General features: G+C 49.3%; 16 protein-coding genes and 5 tRNA genes. 7 read left to right on the top strand and 14 right to left on the bottom strand.

Annotated elements, in window-relative coordinates; translation table 11 throughout:
- Nucleotides 1-282 precede the first annotated feature (282 nt).
- The 5 genes from HHX48_RS16165 to HHX48_RS16145 form a co-directional block, all read right to left on the bottom strand.
- A tRNA-Pro gene (locus HHX48_RS16165) sits at nucleotides 283-359 on the bottom strand.
- 20 nt (nucleotides 360-379) lie between these two features.
- A tRNA-Leu gene (locus HHX48_RS16160) sits at nucleotides 380-464 on the bottom strand.
- 7 nt (nucleotides 465-471) lie between these two features.
- Nucleotides 472-547, bottom strand: a tRNA-His gene (locus tag HHX48_RS16155).
- Nucleotides 548-647: 100 nt separating this feature from the next.
- A tRNA-Arg gene (locus tag HHX48_RS16150) sits at nucleotides 648-724 on the bottom strand.
- Nucleotides 725-747: 23 nt separating this feature from the next.
- Nucleotides 748-824 (bottom strand) — tRNA-Pro (locus HHX48_RS16145).
- Between the two features lie 339 nt (nucleotides 825-1,163).
- Here HHX48_RS16145 and folD point away from each other — a divergent pair.
- Together folD and HHX48_RS16135 are read left to right on the top strand one after the other, a co-directional pair.
- Entirely contained in the window at nucleotides 1,164-2,018 is an 855-nt protein-coding gene (gene folD / locus HHX48_RS16140) for a bifunctional methylenetetrahydrofolate dehydrogenase/methenyltetrahydrofolate cyclohydrolase FolD (RefSeq protein WP_191026372.1), read from the top strand.
- Nucleotides 2,015-2,572: a DUF1415 domain-containing protein gene (locus HHX48_RS16135; RefSeq protein ID WP_191026371.1), complete on the top strand. Its 558-nt coding sequence runs from the start codon at nucleotides 2,015-2,017 to the stop codon at nucleotides 2,570-2,572. The genes folD and HHX48_RS16135 overlap by 4 nt, the downstream gene beginning before the upstream one ends.
- 24 nt (nucleotides 2,573-2,596) lie before the next feature.
- Here the strand turns inward: HHX48_RS16135 and HHX48_RS16130 are convergent, their stop codons facing one another.
- Genes HHX48_RS16130 through HHX48_RS16115 form a run of 4 tightly spaced genes read right to left on the bottom strand, consistent with a single transcriptional unit; the run spans nucleotide 2,597 to nucleotide 7,114 of the window.
- Complete coding sequence (locus tag HHX48_RS16130; RefSeq protein ID WP_191026370.1) at nucleotides 2,597-3,607, bottom strand: DUF4340 domain-containing protein; 1,011 nt, start codon at nucleotides 3,605-3,607, stop codon at nucleotides 2,597-2,599.
- 2 nt (nucleotides 3,608-3,609) lie between these two features.
- Nucleotides 3,610-5,454 carry a GldG family protein gene (locus HHX48_RS16125; protein ID WP_191026369.1) on the bottom strand — a complete coding sequence of 615 codons (1,845 nt, stop codon included), beginning with the start codon at nucleotides 5,452-5,454 and terminating at the stop codon, nucleotides 3,610-3,612.
- Nucleotides 5,455-5,459: 5 nt separating this feature from the next.
- Nucleotides 5,460-6,194, bottom strand: coding sequence for an ABC transporter permease (locus tag HHX48_RS16120; RefSeq protein ID WP_191026368.1), 735 nt, complete (start codon nucleotides 6,192-6,194; stop codon nucleotides 5,460-5,462).
- A gap of 8 nt (nucleotides 6,195-6,202) precedes the next feature.
- Nucleotides 6,203-7,114 (bottom strand): ABC transporter ATP-binding protein, encoded by a 912-nt coding sequence (locus HHX48_RS16115; protein WP_191026367.1) that lies wholly within the window; start codon nucleotides 7,112-7,114, stop codon nucleotides 6,203-6,205.
- Between the two features lie 284 nt (nucleotides 7,115-7,398).
- On the opposite strand from HHX48_RS16115, the gene tsaA reads away from it, so the two are divergent.
- From tsaA to HHX48_RS16095, 4 genes are all read left to right on the top strand, one after another.
- On the top strand, nucleotides 7,399-8,103 hold the full coding sequence (gene tsaA, locus HHX48_RS16110; protein WP_191026366.1) for a tRNA (N6-threonylcarbamoyladenosine(37)-N6)-methyltransferase TrmO: 705 nt from the start codon (nucleotides 7,399-7,401) through the stop codon (nucleotides 8,101-8,103).
- Between the two features lie 91 nt (nucleotides 8,104-8,194).
- On the top strand, nucleotides 8,195-9,901 hold the full coding sequence (locus tag HHX48_RS16105; RefSeq protein WP_191026365.1) for a proline--tRNA ligase: 1,707 nt from the start codon (nucleotides 8,195-8,197) through the stop codon (nucleotides 9,899-9,901).
- Between the two features lie 58 nt (nucleotides 9,902-9,959).
- Nucleotides 9,960-10,799: an MBL fold metallo-hydrolase gene (locus tag HHX48_RS16100; protein WP_191026364.1), complete on the top strand. Its 840-nt coding sequence runs from the start codon at nucleotides 9,960-9,962 to the stop codon at nucleotides 10,797-10,799.
- Nucleotides 10,800-10,817: 18 nt separating this feature from the next.
- The gene (locus HHX48_RS16095) at nucleotides 10,818-11,741 is read left to right on the top strand and encodes a phospholipase A (RefSeq protein ID WP_191026363.1); all 924 of its coding nucleotides are present in this window, start codon (nucleotides 10,818-10,820) and stop codon (nucleotides 11,739-11,741) included.
- Here the strand turns inward: HHX48_RS16095 and HHX48_RS16090 are convergent.
- The 5 genes from HHX48_RS16090 to guaB form a co-directional block, all read right to left on the bottom strand.
- Nucleotides 11,723-12,658, bottom strand: coding sequence for a histone deacetylase family protein (locus HHX48_RS16090; protein ID WP_191026362.1), 936 nt, complete (start codon nucleotides 12,656-12,658; stop codon nucleotides 11,723-11,725). The genes HHX48_RS16095 and HHX48_RS16090 overlap by 19 nt on opposite strands.
- Before the next feature lie 51 nt (nucleotides 12,659-12,709).
- On the bottom strand, nucleotides 12,710-14,329 hold the full coding sequence (locus tag HHX48_RS16085; protein WP_317983514.1) for a methyl-accepting chemotaxis protein: 1,620 nt from the start codon (nucleotides 14,327-14,329) through the stop codon (nucleotides 12,710-12,712).
- Between the two features lie 136 nt (nucleotides 14,330-14,465).
- A complete protein-coding gene (locus tag HHX48_RS16080) occupies nucleotides 14,466-15,488 on the bottom strand; it encodes a zinc-binding alcohol dehydrogenase family protein (protein ID WP_191026361.1) in 1,023 nt (340 codons plus the stop codon).
- A 183-nt stretch (nucleotides 15,489-15,671) separates the two neighbouring features.
- Nucleotides 15,672-17,249 (bottom strand): glutamine-hydrolyzing GMP synthase, encoded by a 1,578-nt coding sequence (gene guaA / locus HHX48_RS16075; protein WP_191026360.1) that lies wholly within the window; start codon nucleotides 17,247-17,249, stop codon nucleotides 15,672-15,674.
- A gap of 64 nt (nucleotides 17,250-17,313) precedes the next feature.
- On the bottom strand, nucleotides 17,314-18,783 hold the full coding sequence (gene guaB, locus HHX48_RS16070; protein ID WP_191026359.1) for an IMP dehydrogenase: 1,470 nt from the start codon (nucleotides 18,781-18,783) through the stop codon (nucleotides 17,314-17,316).
- Between the two features lie 102 nt (nucleotides 18,784-18,885).
- Between guaB and xseA the strand changes: the two genes are divergently transcribed.
- Nucleotides 18,886-20,238, top strand: coding sequence for an exodeoxyribonuclease VII large subunit (gene xseA, locus HHX48_RS16065; RefSeq protein WP_191026358.1), 1,353 nt, complete (start codon nucleotides 18,886-18,888; stop codon nucleotides 20,236-20,238).
- The last annotated feature ends 226 nt before the right edge of the window (nucleotides 20,239-20,464 follow it).

The following is a 20,464-nucleotide window of genomic DNA, read 5'->3' as shown; positions in this document are numbered from 1 at the left end:
TCTGACGCTTTGTTTTCGTGCCCCCTTCCCTTGACTGCTTTGCAGGCAAAATTACGTCGGGTCAGAGGTTCTCTACTAACGATTGTTTAACCGCTGATTAAACCGCTGGTAAAACACGTTGGTTAAAAAAAGACGCGGTAGTATACAGCCAGAGGCGAATTGAGTCGAGAGGCAAAGCCTACAATTTGGATTATTCGATAGATTTTACTAGATAAATGTAGGAATAACGTCGCGGATGACGCGTTACATCTGAAGAAAGAATGATTCATTATGGGATAATAATGGTCGGTGAGACAGGATTTGAACCTGCGACCCCTTGGACCCAAACCAAGTGCGCTACCAAACTGCGCCACTCACCGGCATATATGATGTAAAACGATGGTGCGGAAGGAGAGACTTGAACTCTCACGCCGTGAAGCACTGGAACCTAAATCCAGCGTGTCTACCAATTCCACCACTCCCGCGAAAAAGTGGGGTGGACGATGGGACTTGAACCCACGACAACCGGAATCACAATCCGGGGCTCTACCAACTGAGCTACGCCCACCATAGATGGTGCTTGCTAACGTGCGGCAAGTGTATCATTAAAAACTGAATAATGTCAGTATTAAATCTACTTTTGCCTGCTACCTGACCCGCGTTAAAAATGGCGCGCCCGGCAGGATTCGAACCTGCGACCCACGGCTTAGAAGGCCGTTGCTCTATCCAGCTGAGCTACGGGCGCCCGGCGAATCATCGCTAGCTAAGTGGTCGGTGAGACAGGATTTGAACCTGCGACCCCTTGGACCCAAACCAAGTGCGCTACCAAACTGCGCCACTCACCGATACCGTTCCGGCGATTTCGTTACTCGCCGTTACGGGTTGCGCATATTACTGACTTGCCCCTACCTCGTCAAACACTTTTTCAAATAAAAATACTAACCGCTCACAAAGCAAACAAAGCGAGGAGAAATCCTACAATTTGCGGGAATTTCATTCAGTTACCCGCCTCAAGTCATCCTTTTGTTTCACGAAATACGCGTTATCGGATATCGGTGTCACTGACTGCAACCAAAAGTAATAACTTACCCTGAATAAAAAAGGATCTACTGGTGCCGCGGATTTTATGAAACAATATCGCGCGTCACATTTATCTCCACTATATACAAAGAGCATTATCCTTTATGACCGCGCATATTATTGATGGCAAATTGATTGCCAAGCAAGTACGCCAACATGTTTCTTCTTATGTCGAGTCGCTGAAAGCGGCAGGAAAGCGGCAGCCAGGTCTTGCCGTCGTACTTGTTGGAAACGATGCCGCTTCCCAGGTGTACGTGGCAAATAAGCGTAAGGCGTGCGAAGAAGTAGGCTTCATTTCCCGTTCCTTCGATTTACCGGCAAATACCGATCAGGCTTCTTTAGAGTCCTTGATTGATGAGCTCAATAATGATGATGAGATCGATGGCATACTGGTACAGCTTCCTTTACCTGCAGGCCTGAATTCAGAGGAAATTCTTGAGCGTATTCGTCCGCACAAAGACGTCGACGGATTCCACCCCTACAATATAGGCCGTCTTGCACAGCGTATTCCAGCGCTTCGCCCCTGTACCCCCAAGGGCATTATGACAATGATTGAGTCGACAAAACGTCGGATCAAAGGCCTGGATGCGGTCATTGTGGGTGCATCAAATATTGTGGGCAGACCAATGGCGCTGGAGTTGTTACTGGCTGGCTGTACGGTGACAACCTGTCATAAGTTTACCAAGGAGCTGCGCACCCATGTCAGCCGCGCCGACTTGCTGGTAGTGGCGGTAGGCAAGTCTAACTTCATTCCCGGTGACTGGGTAAAACCCGGCGCGATTGTGGTGGATGTTGGCATCAACAGAAATGCTGATGGATCCCTTGTCGGTGATGTGGAGTTTGACAGCGCCAAAGAGCGTGCGGGATGGATCACGCCGGTGCCCGGCGGTGTTGGCCCAATGACCGTTGCCAGCCTGATTGAAAATACCCTGGAAGCCTACGTAAAGTTTCACTCATGAGCGAAAAGGTTGTTATTAACGCCATGCGCTTTTGGGTGGACGATGTGGTCATTCACCATAACTTCTGCCCGTTTGCGCGCTTTGTGCGCCATCCTGAGACCATTCACTATCAGGTTTGTACTCATGATAATGTGGCAGACATCATGGTTGCACTACACAGTGCATGCGTTCAACTGGATGAGACTGCTGAGATAGCGACAACGTTATTGATGGTGCCTGCGTTACGCCGTTTTGATGACTATCTGGATGCACTCTCGCTGGCACAGGCAATGTTAGCCCAATGGCAGTACGAGGGCATCTATCAACTTGCCAGTTTTCATCCTGAATATGAATTTGAGGGCGAAGCAGAAAGCTCCCCCTCCCACTTTACCAATCGGGCTCCCTACCCTACATTCCACTTAATCCGAGAGGCGGATATTACCCGGGCACTGAAAGACTATGCCAATCCGGACGCTATATTTGAAGCCAATATTTCACGTGCAGAAGCACTGGGGTGCAAACACCTGCAAGCGCAGTTAAACCACTGCATAAAAAAAGCTCAGGACAAGGCCTGAGCTTTATCTAACTCCCTGGTCAGGCTATTGCCCACCAGCACTGGTTATCGACTCCAGGGAAAGTAAAAACGCCCGTCCCTGATAGCCCGATACAGTAAAAATCCAGTCACTGACCCAGGAAGGATTATCAGGCATATCGAAACGAACCTGATACTGATCAAGATCATTGGCTGCGCTGACCTCAACAAGTACTCGCTCACCATCCAGCAGTGTCATATCAACTTTACCCGCCAGTCTCTGCGCCTCCCACTCTGCCTGACTAAAGGGGCGGACCTGCAGATAGTTAAATGAAAAAATGTCTTCCAACGCTTGTGCCAGGACTCCTGGATAGCTCAGTGAAGCAGTTGAGACCATTTGAGTCCGTTCACCGTTTATGATCGCCGCCTGCCAGGTCGCTGAATTATCTGATGACTGGCTTATCACTAACTCCTGCTTTTCAGGCTGCCAGAAGCGCGCTTCGCTAAGCTCCTGCAACGTTGCAGGCAAAATAGTCTTATTCAGCCATTCAGATGAAGAGAGTGGCAATGAAATAACCTGATTTATCAGGTAGCTGGCAGGTTGCTCAGGATGCCGGATAAAATGCCCCCGTCGGCTTTCAGACGCGTTACCGACAATAATCTGCCATTGTTGGTCCGCCCCTTCAAGGGTAAGTAGCATTGACTCGGCGCCGTCACTGTCCGGGTCCTCTACACCCAATCGTGCATACAGCTTTTCATTTTCAGTTTTCTTCTCAACAATATCAGCCTGAGACAGTTTTCGAATAAGTGTTGATAATGCTTTGGTGTCCACCGGGAAACGTTGTGACGAATCAAGATGCGTGGCTTTCCACTTACCTTCATCACGTTTGGCCTCAAAGATCACGCTGGAGGCATTTTCTATTTTTACATATTCAATCGCATCACTGTGTTGCGACAGGCCGTCTAATACCGAAGAGGAAGGTGTTGTAACAACACTTTGCTCATTGCGGGTTAAATACCACGCTGAAGCGCTTGAGGCGGCAACCAGTACGCTAAGCAATACAACACGTATGTTCATTTTCAGTTCCTGTTGAACCTGCTTCCTGCACGTCTACGCAGTACCAGGGTTAATAAATACAAGGTCATCACCAATACCAGGGGCGCTGCGGCAATATTCACGAACTTCAGCCAGTTACCCAATTTGTCGATATCGCTCCTCAGCTCGTATTGCACATCACGGAGCTGCTTTCTGACAGCCACCCGCTTTTCCACAAACGCATCGATGGTTCGCTGCTGTTCATCAGTAAGTACCAGCGAAGTGCCCTGCCCCTGTTGATTCTGTAACTGTGCCAGCTGTGACTCGGTTTGAGCCAGCTCATCCCGCAGCTTCTGCTCGTGTTCACGATATTGCTTCTGTGCTTTGCGCTCCAGCGAGGCCACGCGAGAGAATGGCCGGGCGAACTGGCCGCGACTTCGCACATCAATTAATGCATTACTGCCGGCCAGATTCTCTGCAGCATTCACCACAAAATCACCGTTATTGGCAAACGGGCTGTAAAGTGTCTGACCGAAGAACTGGTTTTGCTGCACCCAGAAGCGGTCGGCCAGCATGTCAGCATCGGAGATGACTAACAGATTAAGTTTATCAGTAGTGGCTTTAAACTGTGTTTTGTCGGCGCCCTCCGGCGGCTGACCGAATGCTGAGATGGTTGTGCCGGTAATATGTGCCGCCAGCACTTTTGCCTGTCCTGACGAGCCAAGCTTTTGTTGTAAATCCTCAGGGTCAGGATGGCTCAAATAATATTCAGTGTCTGTGACAAAGCCATCATCCGAGGTCTGCATTAACACATCCATATCCAGCGTCGAGGATGGCAGCAATGTAATTTCACCTGCTGAGGCAATATTCAGTGAGTCGAGATTTGCTGTAATAACATCGTCATTATGCAGCTGGCCTTTACCCAAGCCCAGATAACCCGGGTGCTTAACGACACTACCAGAAGCACTTTGCACCTCAAGCCCCAGTACTCCATCCAGCACAATGCGGTCAGCCGGAATATCTATACCCCAGCTTTTAAGTAAGCTCATATCTGAGCGGTTAGCCTGCTGATTGCCCATCAGGCTCAGCATGTCTGACTCATAATGCGGATCAATAAAAGCAATGACCTGCCCCTGCGCCATGGCGTACTGATCAACGGCATATTTTAATGCCTCACTCATTTTGGGCGGATGAGCCAGCATGACGACAGCAGTTTCTTCAGGTAACTGGGTGTCATCCGGTGAGATCAGATGAACATCAAAAAGCTGACTGAGCTGTTCATAAAAAACCATGGAGGATTCATTCTGCCCGGTGATCGGATTCTGGCCTCCCTGAACCGGCAAGTCAGTAATAAGCGCAAGTTTGGGTGAACTGCCAATACTGAGCTGGTGCAGCATTTTGCTGATGTCGTATTCTAAAAAGTTGGCTTTTTGCGGATCAAAAAACTCAATGGTGATCTGATCATCCAGGGTGTTGGTGCCGGCCAGACCAAAATATACCGTGTCATTATTATTTCCCAGCGTCGCACCTGTCAGGCCGAACCGGGCCGCCTTGTCTTCTGCTTCAGAAAACGGTTCGGGATCGATAAAGCGCAGACGAATTTTACCGTTGGCCGCTTTTTCATATTCGCGCAGCAAGCTTTTTACTCTGTCGGCGTAATTTCTCAGCGCTGTCATCCCCTTCGTAGCGTCATCTGAGAAGAAATAATACAGGGTTACCGGCTCCTCTATTTCATCAATAATCTGATGACTGCCGTCAGATAAGGTAAACACTTTTTGTTCAGTTAAATCGATGCGGGTACTGTCAAAAAGCTTATCATTGATGATAACCAGCGCGACAAACAGAACCATCAGTAAGGCAAATGTGTATATTGCAGTGATTTTTTTCATTATTCTCACACCGCCTTTTTTTGCTCAATAATCAGTAATCCGGCATAAAGCCAGATACCAATCACAACCATAAAAAAGAGAATATCGTTTAAGGCCAGCACCCCTTTGGCCATGGTGTCGAAGTGATTCAGAAAACTGAAAGACGCGATGGTATCCAGAACGCCGGGGGCAGCCCATTTTTCAAAGGCATCCAGCACGATGCCGGACCCGCTTACCACAAACAGGAAGCACACCAGAATCGCCAGTACAAATGCAATCACCTGATTCTTTGTTAACGCTGACATGCACATGCTGATGGCTAAAAACGCCCCCGCCATCAACCAACTGCCTGTGTAGGCGGCCAGAATGATGCCGTTGTCCGGCTCCCCCAGGTAATTGACTGTCCACCAGATTGGAAATGTCAGCAACAGCGCCAGTAAGAGCACCAGCCATGCAGCAAAAAACTTACCCAGTGTGACTTGCACAGAAGTAACGGGTAACGTCATTAAAAGCTCAATGGTGCCGGAGCGACGCTCTTCGGCCCAGCTTCTCATGGCGATGGCCGGTACTAAAAATAAGTACAACCAGGGATGGTAATTGAAAAAAGGCGTTAAGTCGGCCTGACTTCGTTCGTAAAAGTCACCGACAAAGAAAGTAAAAATACCGCTGAGAATCAAAAATATTGCAATAAAAACATATGCAATGGGTGTTGCAAAAAATGCAGCAAATTCACGGCGGGCGATAAAGAATATAGCGTTCATTCTGCCCCCTAAGACGTTATTTGCATGAAGACATCATCAAGTCGGCCCTGGTCAACGTGCAGTCTGTCAACCGGCAGTTTGTAATGATGTATATACTCGGTGACCGGTCCCAGAATAAACTGTCCCTTTGCCGGAAACAGGGTCACTTCACCGGTGTGCTTATTGACCTTCATGTCGTCAACACCGTCGATTTCCAGCAACCCGGTAATATCCGCCGCATAACTGAATTTAATGGTGACCGACTGGTAGTAGCGTGACTGCTGCTGCAATTCCAGCGGCGTTCCGTCGAATCTTTTGCTGCCTGCAGCAATGATCATCACCCGATTACAAACGGCACTGACCTCTTCAAGAATATGTGTGGAAATGACAACAATTTTATCTTTCGATAAGCTGGTAATCAGGTTTCTGACATGCTGTTTCTGGTTTGGATCCAAGCCATCTGTTGGCTCATCCAGAATCAGTATTTGCGGGTTATGAATGATTGCCTGCGCCAGACCTACCCGTCGTTTAAAACCTTTCGACAAGGTTTCTATAGGCTGATCCAGCACATCATGTAATTCAATTTGATCAATGACCTGGCTTAACCCCGCCATTTTTTCTTTTTTCGTCATGCCGCGCACATCGGCAATAAAGTGCAAAAACTGATACACCGTCATTTCATCATATGCCGGCGCTCCTTCTGGCAAATAACCAATCAGTTTTTGTAGCTGCGTGGTATTTTTCGACACCCGCCGCCCATCGATGCGAACGTGCCCGGAGGTGGGTGTCAGAAACCCGGTCAGCATCTTCATGGTAGTCGACTTACCCGCACCATTCGGGCCCAGAAACCCGACAATGTCACCCGGATTGACGTCGAAGGATAAATCGTTAACCGCAACAAAGTTGCCAAACGACTTACAGAGATTTTTCACTGAGATCATGGTTGTCCTGCTACCATCACTTTTGCGCAGCCTCAAAGTTATGCGGCGCACTATTAATAAGGCTTAATCAAAAAAAATCAATCCTAGCATTTTATTTACGTGCATTAACAGATGAGGCAAACGTGCTAAAGAGGAATTCAAAAGGAAAAATGCCTGCCCGGACAGGGCAGGCGAAAACAAGTGATGGGATTCCAGGGACAGTCAATGATATTAACTGGCACACCCGCGATGCATAACGTACTGTATAATTATGTAAATTTGATGACAGTCAGTAACAGTACGCCATGAATTCCGGTTATTGCATCTCTCCGATTGCGACAATTTCAACGCCTTTTAAGCAAAAATTCGCAATTCCCCGCCAGCCAAACCTGGCTGATGCTAAAGGGAAGATTACACTTGCCAACGACTTTGATGACCCGCGGTCGTTCAAGGGGTTGGAAAATTACAGTCACCTGTGGCTGTTATTTATTTTTCACGAAACCGCCGCGCGGGGCTGGAAACCCGCGGTTAAAGCACCGCGTCTGGGTGGCAATGCAACACTGGGCGTTTTTGCGTCGCGCAGCACCCATCGGCCTAATTCAATTGGCATGTCTGTGGTCAAAAACAGAGGAGTTAGTCAAAGCGACGGTCACTTGCAATTACATGTCAGCGGCGTAGATTTGCTGGATGGTACCCCGATTATCGATATCAAACCGTATATACGATACGCGGACAGCATTGACGGTGCGCGGGATAACCTTGATGCCTATGCCCCCATTCCCCGTCGACCGGTGTGTTTTTGCCCTACTGCACGCGACCAGTTAATACCGGTAATGAAAAAACATCCCGATGCCGCTGATCTCATTGAGGCGGTCTTGCATCAGGATCCCCGCCCTGCGTACCGGCAATCTACCGAGAATGACGATAAAATTTACAAAGTAAAGCTGTACGATTTTGACGTTTCCTGGCAGGTGAAAAATGGGCAGATTGAGGTTCTGTCGCTGCTTTGAGGCGGTACGTCGGAGAATTTGCTTTTTTGCTTATTTCTATACTGCTAAACTACGCGCGTTTTGAAAATCTCAAAGGATGAAACGCCTAACAATGCGCACAAGCCAATACCTACTTTCCACTCAGAAAGAAACCCCTGCCGAGGCAGAAGTTATCAGCCACCAGCTTATGATCCGAGCAGGCATGATCAGAAAGCTTGCCTCTGGGCTGTATACCTGGCTGCCGTCCGGGTTGAAGGTATTAAACAAAGTCGCCGCTATTGTGCGTGAAGAAATGGATAAGGCCGGTGCTGTGGAAGTGCTTATGCCTGTCGTTCAGCCCGCTGACTTATGGGAAGAGTCAGGCCGCTGGGAAGAGTACGGCCCTGAATTGTTGCGGGTTAAAGATCGTCACTCCCGTGATTTTGTGCTTGGTCCTACGCATGAAGAGGTTATTACAGCGCTGGTTCGCAACGAAATCAGTAGCTATAAGCAGCTACCTATCAACCTTTATCAAATTCAGACTAAATTCCGTGATGAGGTTCGCCCCCGCTTCGGCATTATGCGCGGACGCGAGTTTACGATGAAGGATGCCTACAGCTTTCATTTGGATGAAGAAAGTTTAGCGGCAACCTATGAGAAAATGTATACCGCTTACTCTGCGATCTTTACTCGCCTGGGTCTGGATTTTCGTGCCGTTATCGCGGACTCCGGTGCAATCGGGGGCAGCGTATCGCATGAGTTCCATGTGCTTGCAGCCTCAGGTGAAGATGATATCGCGTTCTCTACAGAATCTGATTATGCGGCAAACGTAGAGATGGCGCCTGCTGCAAAACCCGAAACAGCAGCTTCCCCGTCTGGCGAAACCGGTGAAACCCTCGCCGTGAAGGGAGAAACAGTTAGCGAACTGGCTGCCTCAGCCGCGTTATCAGAAGCACAGATGCTTCGTGTGACATTGGTTCAGGGACATCAGGAAGAAGAATCATCGGCTGAATCCTGGGTAGCCTTGGTGCTTCGCGCCGATCATGCGCTTAATGATGTAAAAGCAGAGAAACTGCCCGGCGTTGCCGTGCCTTTGGTTAAGGCCAGTGATGAAAAAGCGAAAGCAATACTGGGTTGCGCTGCACAGTTTGCTGATGCGACCAATTTGCCTGTCACTACATTTGTTGATTACAGCGCTGCGGCCATGGCTGATTTTGTTACCGGCGCGGGCGAAAGTGGCAAACTGAAAACGTTTGCTAACTGGTCACGTGTACCGGAGCAAGCGGACATCAGAAATGTTGTAGCCGGCGATCCCTCTCCGGACGGCCAGGGCGTGCTTGAAATTAAACGAGGCATTGAAGTCGGCCACATTTTCCAATTGGGCGACAAATATTCAAAGGCGATGAATTGCGGTGTGCTGAGTGAGAGCGGCAAGCATCAGTTGCTTACCATGGGCTGTTACGGCATTGGCGTTTCACGTATTGTGGCTGCAGCCATTGAACAGAATCACGACAAGTTTGGTGTGATCTGGCCAGATCCTATTGCGCCATTTAAGGTTGCTCTTATCCCAATGAATATGCATAAGTCTCAGCGCATCAAAGAGACCGCAGAGGCACTTTACGACAAACTGACAGGCATGGGTATTGATGTGCTGTTTGACGATCGTAAGGAGCGTCCGGGTGTGATGTTTAATGACATGGAATTGATTGGCATACCTCACAGTATTGTGATTGGTGAGAGAAATCTGGACAATCAGCAAATCGAATACAAACATCGCCGTACCGGTGAAAAGCAACTATTGGATATCGACGCCGCTGCCGATTTTATTGCGGCGCTGTAACAGATAGCCGGCGCTTAATACAAAGGTGCGTCATACACTGACGCAGGCAGGAGGAGACATGCAGGTAACTTTTTATGGTGTGCGAGGCTCAATTCCCACACCAGGAAAAGACTTTGTTCGCTATGGCGGCAATACCGCATGTGTCCACGTGCAACTGGCTGATGGCACCGACATCGTGCTGGATGCAGGCACCGGCATTCGCGCCCTGGGCAATCAGCTTGCTGACAAAACCTCACCGGTCCACCTTTTACTGACGCATAATCACTGGGACCACATTCAGGGTTTTCCTTTCTTTGCGCCAATTTATCAGGAAGGTCGTGAGATTATCATTACGCCCGGACAAACTAACCTGCCTGAACATGACCAGATTCTGCGTCAGATGGAAGGGTCGGTTTTTCCGGTCCCCGCAGCAGCGCTAAAATCGAGTATTTCGCTAAACATATTGGATGACACCACTGAAACCTGGAACATCGGGTCAGCCACTATCTCACGGCTGCCGATGAATCACCCAGGTAAAGGCAGCGCTTATGCTATCGTTGCCGATGGCGCGAAGGTGGTTTACATGACAGATAATGAACTGTATCCCCCTTACAAAAAAGAGACGGATTTTTTATCTTTTGTGGAGTTTTCCCGAAACGCCGATCTCATCATTCACGATGCGCAATATATGATTTCCGATATGCCGGGAAAATTGGGGTGGGGACACTCGGTGGCTGAAGAAGCGGTGAAGCTTGCTATGGCGTGCAACGCTAAAAGTGTGGCATTGTATAGTCATGATCCCGAGCGGACTGATGATGATATAGACGAAGTCGTCTCGCATTGCCAGACCTACATTGAAGCGGCCGAATCTGAACTGCGCCTCTTTGCTTCTGCTGAAGGACTCGCCCTGTCGCTGTAAAGCTAAAGGATAACGACTGTGAAATTTGCTCTGCGCACCTGGTTGTGCGTTGCACTGAGTTTAAGTGCTGCGTTGACTCACGCCCAACAAAAAAATTCGGGCACTACCGAAGAAACTGAAGTGGCTAAGGATGCGCCCAGCATTCTGAGTACGCGCTTCAAAGCCGACCGAAAAGCGCTGGATAACCTGTTCGTAATAACACAGCATCACCCCAACTTTGTTTTACCGCTTACGTATGTCACTAATCCAAACGCGCTGGGTAATGAAGAGCTCACCATTGATAACGTCGACAATAAGGAAGCGAAATTTCAGGTCAGCGTTAAGTTACCGGTTTATCTGGAGGAAGAATCCGTCGACGGCGTTTATGTTGGCTTTACGCTGACCTCGTTTTGGCAACTTTATAACAGTGAAGTCTCTAAACCGTTCAGGGAAACCAATTACGAGCCGGAGGTTTTTTATCAGCAGGAAGCTGACATTACTTTTCTTGGCTATGATTTCAATGCATTTCAGGTTGGATTCAACCACATGTCAAACGGCCAGAGCGGACTGCGCTCTCGCAGTTGGAATCGCATCTACGCCACCATGCTATTTTCCGATTACGAAGACATCTATTATCTGAAAACCTGGTATCGAATTCCCGAGGACGAAAAAGCCAGCCCTGAAGACCCCTCCGGTGATGACAATCCTAATATCCAAGACTATTACGGCCGGGCTGAGTTTGGCTACGGCACAAAGATTGCCAATTTCAAACTTCTGGCCCGTCTGCGCAATAATCTTAGTTTTGACACTAACCGCGGCAGTATTGAGCTGAACCTGACCTATCCACTCTCTGATCGCTACGAATTGCTGGTGCAGTACTTTAACGGCTACGGTGACTCGCTGATTGATTACGATCGCTCTCAGGAAAGAGTCGGTATCGGCTTTCAGCTGATGTTCCTGTAAGCCGATGGCTGGTTGATAACGCCAGCGGCTTTGTACAACTGGAGATGAACATCTACCAGAGCGGCAATATCGCGCTGATAACCGCCCCCGATCACAGCCGCCACAGGTAGCCCCTTTTCGCGACACAGTTCAAATACAAACGAATCGCGGGCCAGCACCCCTTCGGTTGAAATATCCAATAGCCCTAAATCATCATTGATATGCACATCGACGCCCGCATCGTAAATGACCGCATCAGGATTAAAGCAGCGAAAAGCGACCTGTAGCGCTTCTTCCAGCGTTGTCAGATATTCATCGTCTTTGCAGTGTTTGGGTAAACCGATATCCAGATCGGAGATTTGCTTGCGATAAGGAAAGTTTTTCTCACCATGAAGCGATAAGGTAAAAATAGACGGATTGTGTGCAGCCAGCGCCGCAGTGCCATCGCCCTGGTGCACGTCGCAATCAATGATAAGCACATTATCCACCTGCGGATTTTGTTGCATCTGACGCGCAGCAACATACAGATCGTTAAATAGACAAAACCCCGAGCCTGCATCAAAAAACGCATGGTGATAGCCGCCGGTTAAATTCAGCGCAACGCCATGTTGCAGTGCTTGTCTGGCTGTTTCGCAAGTGCCTCCCACAGCTCGCAACGTACGGCGAATCAGCTGCTGTGACCAGGGAAAGCCAATCCGCCGCATCGCTTTGGCATCAAGCTGTCCGTGAATGAGGGCCGAAACGTATTCGTTACAAAAATGATCATTGAGGATGTCTGGTGTCACCGGTTCAGGGGTAATGAATGCCTGTTGCGATACGCCGCGCAGGCGCAGCGCATCATATATCCCCTGATATTTATCGATAGGAAACCGGTGCCTGGCAGGCAATGAAAGCTGACTGTAAACCGGATGAAAGATGAGTGGGATCGTAGCAGTCAAATCCTCTCCAATGACATATCAGACGAATATTGACACGATGACACTAACCGCCTAGCGGGTCAACGCTGCCACGACTTTTTCAACATTCGCTGACATCGCCTGCATGCTGGTCGATATATCATTGCGCTGAGAGAGGGCATGATAATGCTCAGAAGAGCGCACCACCTGCGCAATAACCCGTTCGACATCAGCAAGTACCCTGCCCTGCTCATCAGCAGTACTGTTGAGCGCTTCAACCACACTGGCGGTTTCGCGGATGTGCCCAACCACCTCGTTGAGTGTGCGCAGCGCGTCAGATGACTCCTCAGCATTGGCGTCTGAAAGCGCCTTACCCTGCTCCATCACATTCACCGCTTTGTGTGATTCACTCTCAAATGCGCTAAGAATATCGTTAATTTCCCGCGTCGACTGTTGCGTTTTGGCTGCCAATGCACGGACCTCATCAGCCACAACGGCAAACCCCCGGCCATGCTCACCGGCCCGGGCCGCTTCAATAGCAGCATTGAGCGCTAGCAGGTTGGTTTGATCAGCGATTTCATTAATCACATTCACCACTTTTAGGATATTAGCACTGCGGCTTTGTAACTGATTGACTGTAGCGGCAGAGTGGCTGACCGTTCGGGCCAGTTGATGAAAACCCTCATTGGCCTTCTCAAACGTTTTATAGCACTGGCCAACAAGCTGCTGTGACTGCTCTGTGGCTATGGCAACCTGACTGGTTATGGTCACCAGATTCTGCGCAATACCGCGCAATGCATCAGTGCTGGATTCAAGAGAGCGGCTGGAATCATGCTGCTCATCAGCGCCATGCTTAATCGCTTCACTAACGCCAGTCAGGGTTACTAATGCCTCATCCATTTGTTGCTCTGCAGCCTGAAGGCTGGCTACGGAAGTTCTCAGTTTCTGTTGCAGCGCGCGCGTTGAGTCCGCCAGTACGCCCAGTTCGTGTTCACTGTGATAATCAAGCTGATAATCATAGCGACTTCCGGCCAGGGCTGATAAACACTGAGCCATATTTTTAACCGGCCTTATGACCTGATTTCTTAACCGATATACCACGTAAAAAACACAAACCAGACTCAGTAGTACTGTTCCGATGAGAATCATCCACAGGGTTTGCGAGGTGCTGGTTTTGAGGTTGCCGTAGGCATATTGGGATTGTACTGCAATATCCTGCGCGATTTCGGCCAATAACTGGGCCGGCTCACGGTCGATACCCCTTACTGCAATGTCCCCGATCTGAGGGTTGAAGTCTGACTCAACGAACAATGCATACCCTTCGCGATATTTCTGCGCCATGGTTGAGTGAGCATCAAGAAAGCGTGCTATATGTGATTTTGCTTTGTCACTGATCGCGTCGCTGCGCTGAAGCTCGCTAAGTATTTGGGTAATTTGCGCTTCACGTTGCTGAAAACGGATCCAGTATTTCTTGCGATCTTTTTCGTCACTACCACGCAGAAGTACGTTCTTCCACTCCTGAACCTGTGTTTTAAAAGCGGACAGTGCGGTATTTACTCTGCGCTCTGATGTGACCAGCGTATTTTCCAAATCGTCGAAGTGAGACAGCAGCGAAAAGGATTTATAAATGGAGGCGGCGTTTAGCAGCACCAATATAATCAGTGCCATTAACACGGGCGTCATAACCAGACGACTTATACTGGTATATTGCACAGCGTTTTCCCTGTAAAAAAAACAGCAAGACCCGTATTAAATGCTATTTTTATGTCAATTTTTTTACAGTGGGAGAAAATGACACTCTATGTTGAAGACGCTGCCAACGAGCGCCTTCAACCAGTGCGCTTTGTTGTTACCCTTTGGCCTCTTCAAAACCTTCCAGTACCAGTTTTCCTCTGGCCTTATGCGACTCAAGTATCTTATGCGCGTGAATAAGATTTTCGACGCTGATACTTCCCAGGTGCTCACCAAGTGTGGTCTGCAATGTTTTATCATCAAGCAGGCGCGCCACCCGATTAAGTATGTGATGCTGCTGCGCGATATCCTCAGTATTAAACAACGACCGGGTGTACATAAACTCCCAGTGCAAAGAGAGGCTTTTTTTCTTCAGCGCCGTAACATCCAGACTCTGCGGATCATCTATCAATCCAAGCTTGCCTTGCGGTTTCAGAATGTCGACGAGCGATGAAAAGTGTGAATCGGTATGGGTAAGACTCGCTACGTAATCCACCTGCGCAATCCCTATCCGCTTAAGCTCATCAGCAAGTGGTTTGTGGTGGTTGATGACATGATCGGCGCCCATTTTTTGCGCCCACTCGATGGTTTCTTCTCTTGAGGCGGTACTGACAATAGTCAGCGACGTCAGCTGTTTGGCCAGTTGGGTCATCATCGAGCCCACGCCGCCGGCGCCCCCTACGATGAGTAACACCTTATCAGTGGTTTTGGCTGGCACCTCCAGTCGGCTAAACAACAGCTCCCATGCGGTAAGTGCCGTAAGGGGGATTGCTGCGGCCTGTGCATCAGTGAGCGTGGAAGGGGCATGGCCAACAATTCTCTCGTCGACCAACTGATATTCAGCATTACTACCGGGACGCGATATATCTCCGGCATAATAGACGCGGTCACCGGGTTTAAATAAATCACAGTCGCTCCCCACTTCCTCTACGATACCCACGGCATCCCAGCCAAGAATTTTAAACTCATCGGCCTCAGGTTCTGCCGTACTGCGTATCTTGGTATCCACCGGATTAACGGACACGGCTGAGACCCTGACCAGCAAGTCGCGCCCGGCGGGTGTCGGTTTAGCGATATTAATCAGTGACAGTGCATTGTCGTGAAGTTCAGGAGAAGCCTGTTTGTATCCAATAGCCAGCATAAATAGGGTCCTTTGTTGATATAGAGGAATTCAGATGATGAAAACAACGCGTAAATATCATGACATACTCTATGTTCTACGCAGTGCAGTTACGTTTGATCGCATAAAAAAAGCGCCGATAAGGCGCTTTTTTTTCATGGTCACATCATATTGACCGAATTTACTAATCTTTGGGTTAGCGGATTATTCCCACTCAATCGTCGCAGGCGGCTTACCGGAAATATCGTAAACCACACGTGAAATACCATCTATCTCGTTGATAATACGGTTCGAAACCCGGCCTAAAAAGTCGTAAGGCAGGTTCGCCCAGTGCGCCGTCATAAAGTCGATGGTCTCAACCGCGCGCAGTGATACCACCCAGTCATACTTACGCGCATCGCCCATTACCCCGACAGAACGTACCGGTAGAAATACGGTAAACGCCTGACTGACCTTATGATACAAGTCAGCGGCATGAAGCTCCTCAATAAAGATTGCATCTGCTTTACGCAGCAGATCGCAATATTCCTTTTTCACTTCACCCAGAACACGCACGCCCAGACCCGGACCAGGGAACGGGTGGCGATAAAGCATATCGTAGGGCAAGCCCAGCTCAAGACCAATTTTGCGTACTTCATCTTTGAACAGTTCACGCAACGGCTCAACCAGCCCCATCTTCATGTCTTCTGGCAGTCCTCCCACATTGTGATGAGACTTGATCACATGCGCTTTACCGGTTGCCGAGCCGGCTGACTCAATCACATCCGGATAAATCGTTCCCTGTGCCAGCCATTTGGCGTCTACCTGTTTGCTGGCTTCCTCATCAAAAACGTAAACAAACTGGTTACCGATAATCTTACGTTTTGCTTCCGGATCATCAACGCCTTCCAGTGCGTCTAAAAAGCGATCTTCGGCATCCACTTTGATGATATTCAGGCCGAAGTGGTCACCAAACATGTCCATAACCTGTTGACCTTCATTCAGGCGCAGTAAACCATTATCGACAAATACACAGGTAAGCTGTTCACCCACAGCACGGTGTACCAGCATGGCCACAACCGACGAGTCAACGCCACCTGACAGACCCAGGATCACCCGATCTTTGCCTACTGTTTCTTTGATGCGGCTCACCGCATCTTCAATAATGGCCTCGGCGGTCCACAATTTTTCGCACTGACAGATGTCTGTGATGAAATGCGTCAGCAAACGCATGCCCTGACGAGTATGTGTGACCTCAGGGTGGAATTGCACACCGTAGAACTGCTTTTCTTCGTTATACATCGCTGCATGCGGACACGAAGGTGTATGTGCAGTCGTGATGAAACCTGGCGGAATAGACTCTACCTTATCGCCGTGACTCATCCAGACATCCATCAGCGCATTACCATTTGCACCAATATGATCTTCAATTTTGTCCAGCAGCGGGCACGGTTTAAGCACTTCTACCTGGGCGTAACCAAATTCGCGTTTGTTAGAGCCAAACACGCTGCCACCTAACTGAGCAGCCATTGTCTGCATGCCGTAGCATACGCCAAGTACTGGTACACCGGCATTAAACACATAATCTGGTGCGCGGGGTGAATCCAGTTCGGTAACGGATTCAGGCCCGCCAGACAGGATGATCCCCTGCGGATTAAATTCACGAATTTGCTCTTCAGTAACGTCCCACGCCCAGAGCTCACAATAAACACCAATCTCCCGCACCCTGCGCGCTATCAGCTGCGTATACTGAGAACCGAAATCCAGTATTAGAATGCGTTGGTCATGAATATTTTTGCTCATATTTTTACCCGTAATAGAAATGAATCAGGCTGGTGAAACCAGCCTGAGAAACAGCGAGAGAGTGTTAGCCTAACCGGTAGTTAGGCGCTTCTTTAGTGATGCTGACATCATGCACGTGTGATTCACCCATACCGGCAGAGGTGACTTTCACGAATTTGGCTTCATTGCGCAAAATATCAATCGTTGCACAACCAGTCAGGCCCATTGCTGAGCGCAAGCCACCCATTTGCTGATGGATGATGTTAGCGATAGGACCCTTATATGCCACACGGCCTTCAATACCCTCAGGCACCAATTTTTCAGCGTTAGCCGGGTCCTGGAAATAACGATCTGAAGAGCCATTTTTCTGGTTCATCGCGCCCAGCGAGCCCATGCCTCGATAGGATTTGAAATAACGGCCCTGATAAAGTTCAACTTCACCGGGTGCCTCTTCAGTCCCCGCCAACATGCTGCCCACCATAACGCAGCTGGCGCCGGCAGCCAGTGCTTTGGCAATATCACCGGAAAAACGAATACCGCCATCGGCGATAATAGGAACACCTGTACCTTCTAAGGCGTCTACCGCATCAGATACTGCACTGATCTGTGGCACGCCCACACCGGTAACGATGCGAGTGGTACAAATTGAGCCCGGACCGATACCCACTTTCACACCATCAACGCCCGCTTCGACCAGGGCCTTGGCACCGGCAGCCGTGGCGACGTTACCAGCAATAATCTGCAGCTCAGGATAGGTCTGGCGCACCTTTTTAACCTGGTCGATAACGCCCTGTGAATGACCATGAGAGGTATCAATCAACAGCACGTCAACACCGGCCTCGACCAATAGCGAAATACGCTCATCGGTACCCGGGCCAACACCAACAGCCGCACCGACGCGCAAACGCCCCAAAGAATCTTTACAGGCGTTCGGCTTGCTTTCAGCTTTCTGGAAATCTTTTACTGTGATCAGGCCCGTCAGTTTAAATGCATCATCGACGACCAGTATTTTCTCAATGCGGTTGTGATGCATCAGCTCCAGTACCTGCTCAGAGCTTGCGCCTTCTTTTACAGTGACGAGTTTGTCTTTACCGGTCATCACTTTATGAACAGGCAGCTCCAGACGGTTTTCAAAACGAATGTCACGGCCGGTAACGATGCCGATAAGGTTGTTCTGATCATCTGTAACGGGGAAGCCGGAATACCCGAGTTGCTTACTCAGGCCAATAACTTCGCCAAGGGGCGTATCTTTAGAAACAGTTACAGGGTCAGAAACCACACCACTTTCGTATTTTTTAACTTCACGAACGTGACGGGCCTGCTCTTCAGCCTGCATATTTTTATGGATGAACCCCATACCACCCTCTTGCGCCAGCGCTATAGCCAGACGCGCTTCAGTTACCGTATCCATGGCAGCAGAAATCATCGGGATATTGAGCGAGATATCGCGCGTAAGTTTAGTCTGCAGGTTCGCAGTGTGTGGAAGAACCTCTGAGTGGCCGGGAACCAGCAACACATCATCGAAAGTCAGGGCTTCTTGAACGATTCGGAGCATGCAACAACACCTTTTAGTCGAGGGTTAATTGCGGCGCAATTGTAGTGTTTTTTCACTTTCAGGTAAACTGTATTTGCCTTCAATCAATAAGAAATTTTTTTCATGCTATTCACCACCCCATCTACAAGCCGTCAAATTCTCTCTGTGACGAAGCTCAATCGTCTGGCAAGAACCATCCTGGAAGGCGAAATAGGTCTGATATGGCTCTCGGCGGAAGTGTCAAATTTTGTCTGCGCAGCATCCGGTCACTGGTACTTTACCCTCAAAGACAATAAAGCGCAGGTGCGCGCTGCCATGTTTAAAAATACAAATCGCACGGTTCGCCAACGTCCTAAAGAGGGAGACAAGGTTCTGGTTCGCGCCTCAGTTGGATTGTACGAACCTCGTGGCGACTATCAGCTCATCGTAGAGCACCTGGAAAGTGATGGTGAGGGCCAGCTTAAACAACAATTTGAGGCACTGAAGCAAAAGCTTAGTGCAGAAGGGCTCTTCAGCAGTGATACCAAACAAGCCCTGCCGCCATTTATTCGCCGCATCGGTATTATTACCTCATCAACCGGCGCGGCCCTGCACGATGCACTTACGGTGCTTAAGCGACGCAGTCCAGCGACACAGATTATTGTTTATCCCAGTATGGTGCAGGGAGAAACCGCAGCATCACAGTTGATCACTGCACTTGATAAAGCTAACGCACGACAAGAGGTTGATGTCATACTCTTAACCCGCGGCGGTGGATCGCTGGAAGATTTGTGGTGTTTTAACGATGAGCGCCTGGCGTATGCAATCTGGCAAAGCAAGCTTCCTGTCGTGAGTGCGGTTGGCCATGAAATAGACGTGACCATTGCTGATTTTGTTGCCGACCTGCGCGCGCCTACCCCCTCAGCCGGGGCTGAGCTACTCAGCATGGACAGCACCACGATACTGGATACGATTGGCCAGAGAATAAATGCACTTAATCGTGCATGGCTGGCAAATTTCCGACAGCAACATAACAAACTCAGTGTGCTCCAGCAGCGGCTAAAAGCCTGCCACCCGTCCAATCGTTTACAGACACAATCTCAGCATGTCGACCGCCTGCATCTGTCGCTGGCGCATCGCATGGATACAATCATAAGCGGCAAACGCAGACAACATGACCAGTTAACCAGCCGTCTGTACCTTAACGATCCAAGTACCATTCTCAATAGGCTGACCGATAAACGAGAAAATCTGCATTACCGGCTGACCAGCGCGATGCAAAAGCAATTGCGTAACGAAAGACAACGGTTGGCCAGCACAGCGCAATTACTGCAGTCAGTCAGTCCTTTATCGACCCTGGCGCGGGGATATAGCATTACCTTTCGCGACAAGGCCCCGGTTACATCTGTAGAGCAGGTGCATCGGGATGAGACGCTTACAACACGGGTCACTGATGGTGAAATTGTTAGTCAGGTGATAGGAACACGGCGTATTTAAGCGAAGGCCCCTCGGCTACATTTTTCACTGATGACCTTCAATCAGAAGGATATTTTGTCGGACAGTCTTTATTAAGGCTCATACTTGAATGCTACCTTTCATGACTTAAAAGCCCTGGCCGTGTTGACGGCCAGCAAGCAGAGGGCGTGGCGCAACGCCCTCTGCACTCCCTGCGGAACCCATCGCAAGACAGCAGTGCCAATCTGCCCGGGAAAATAGCACCGCA

The organism is Salinimonas profundi (assembly GCF_014750655.1).
In the GTDB taxonomy this organism is placed as follows: domain Bacteria; phylum Pseudomonadota; class Gammaproteobacteria; order Enterobacterales; family Alteromonadaceae; genus Alteromonas; species Alteromonas profundi_A.
Note: the sequence above shows the minus strand (reverse complement) of the source record. Positions and strands in the feature narration are given on the sequence as shown.

Bases quoted from the DNA above. Each gene is read 5' to 3' on its own strand.
- folD (WP_191026372.1), top strand. From the start codon at position 1,164: ATGACCGCGCATATTATTGATGGCAAATTGATTGCCAAGCAAGTACGC.
- HHX48_RS16115 (WP_191026367.1), bottom strand. From the start codon at position 7,114: ATGATCTCAGTGAAAAATCTCTGTAAGTCGTTTGGCAACTTTGTTGCG.
- guaA (WP_191026360.1), bottom strand. From the start codon at position 17,249: ATGAGCAAAAATATTCATGACCAACGCATTCTAATACTGGATTTCGGT.
- guaB (WP_191026359.1), bottom strand. From the start codon at position 18,783: ATGCTCCGAATCGTTCAAGAAGCCCTGACTTTCGATGATGTGTTGCTG.
- HHX48_RS16135 (WP_191026371.1), top strand. From the start codon at position 2,015: ATGAGCGAAAAGGTTGTTATTAACGCCATGCGCTTTTGGGTGGACGAT.
- xseA (WP_191026358.1), top strand. From the start codon at position 18,886: ATGCTATTCACCACCCCATCTACAAGCCGTCAAATTCTCTCTGTGACG.
- HHX48_RS16080 (WP_191026361.1), bottom strand. From the start codon at position 15,488: ATGCTGGCTATTGGATACAAACAGGCTTCTCCTGAACTTCACGACAAT.
- HHX48_RS16120 (WP_191026368.1), bottom strand. From the start codon at position 6,194: ATGAACGCTATATTCTTTATCGCCCGCCGTGAATTTGCTGCATTTTTT.
- HHX48_RS16130 (WP_191026370.1), bottom strand. From the start codon at position 3,607: ATGAACATACGTGTTGTATTGCTTAGCGTACTGGTTGCCGCCTCAAGC.
- HHX48_RS16125 (WP_191026369.1), bottom strand. From the start codon at position 5,454: ATGAAAAAAATCACTGCAATATACACATTTGCCTTACTGATGGTTCTG.
- HHX48_RS16100 (WP_191026364.1), top strand. From the start codon at position 9,960: ATGCAGGTAACTTTTTATGGTGTGCGAGGCTCAATTCCCACACCAGGA.
- HHX48_RS16105 (WP_191026365.1), top strand. From the start codon at position 8,195: ATGCGCACAAGCCAATACCTACTTTCCACTCAGAAAGAAACCCCTGCC.
- tsaA (WP_191026366.1), top strand. From the start codon at position 7,399: ATGAATTCCGGTTATTGCATCTCTCCGATTGCGACAATTTCAACGCCT.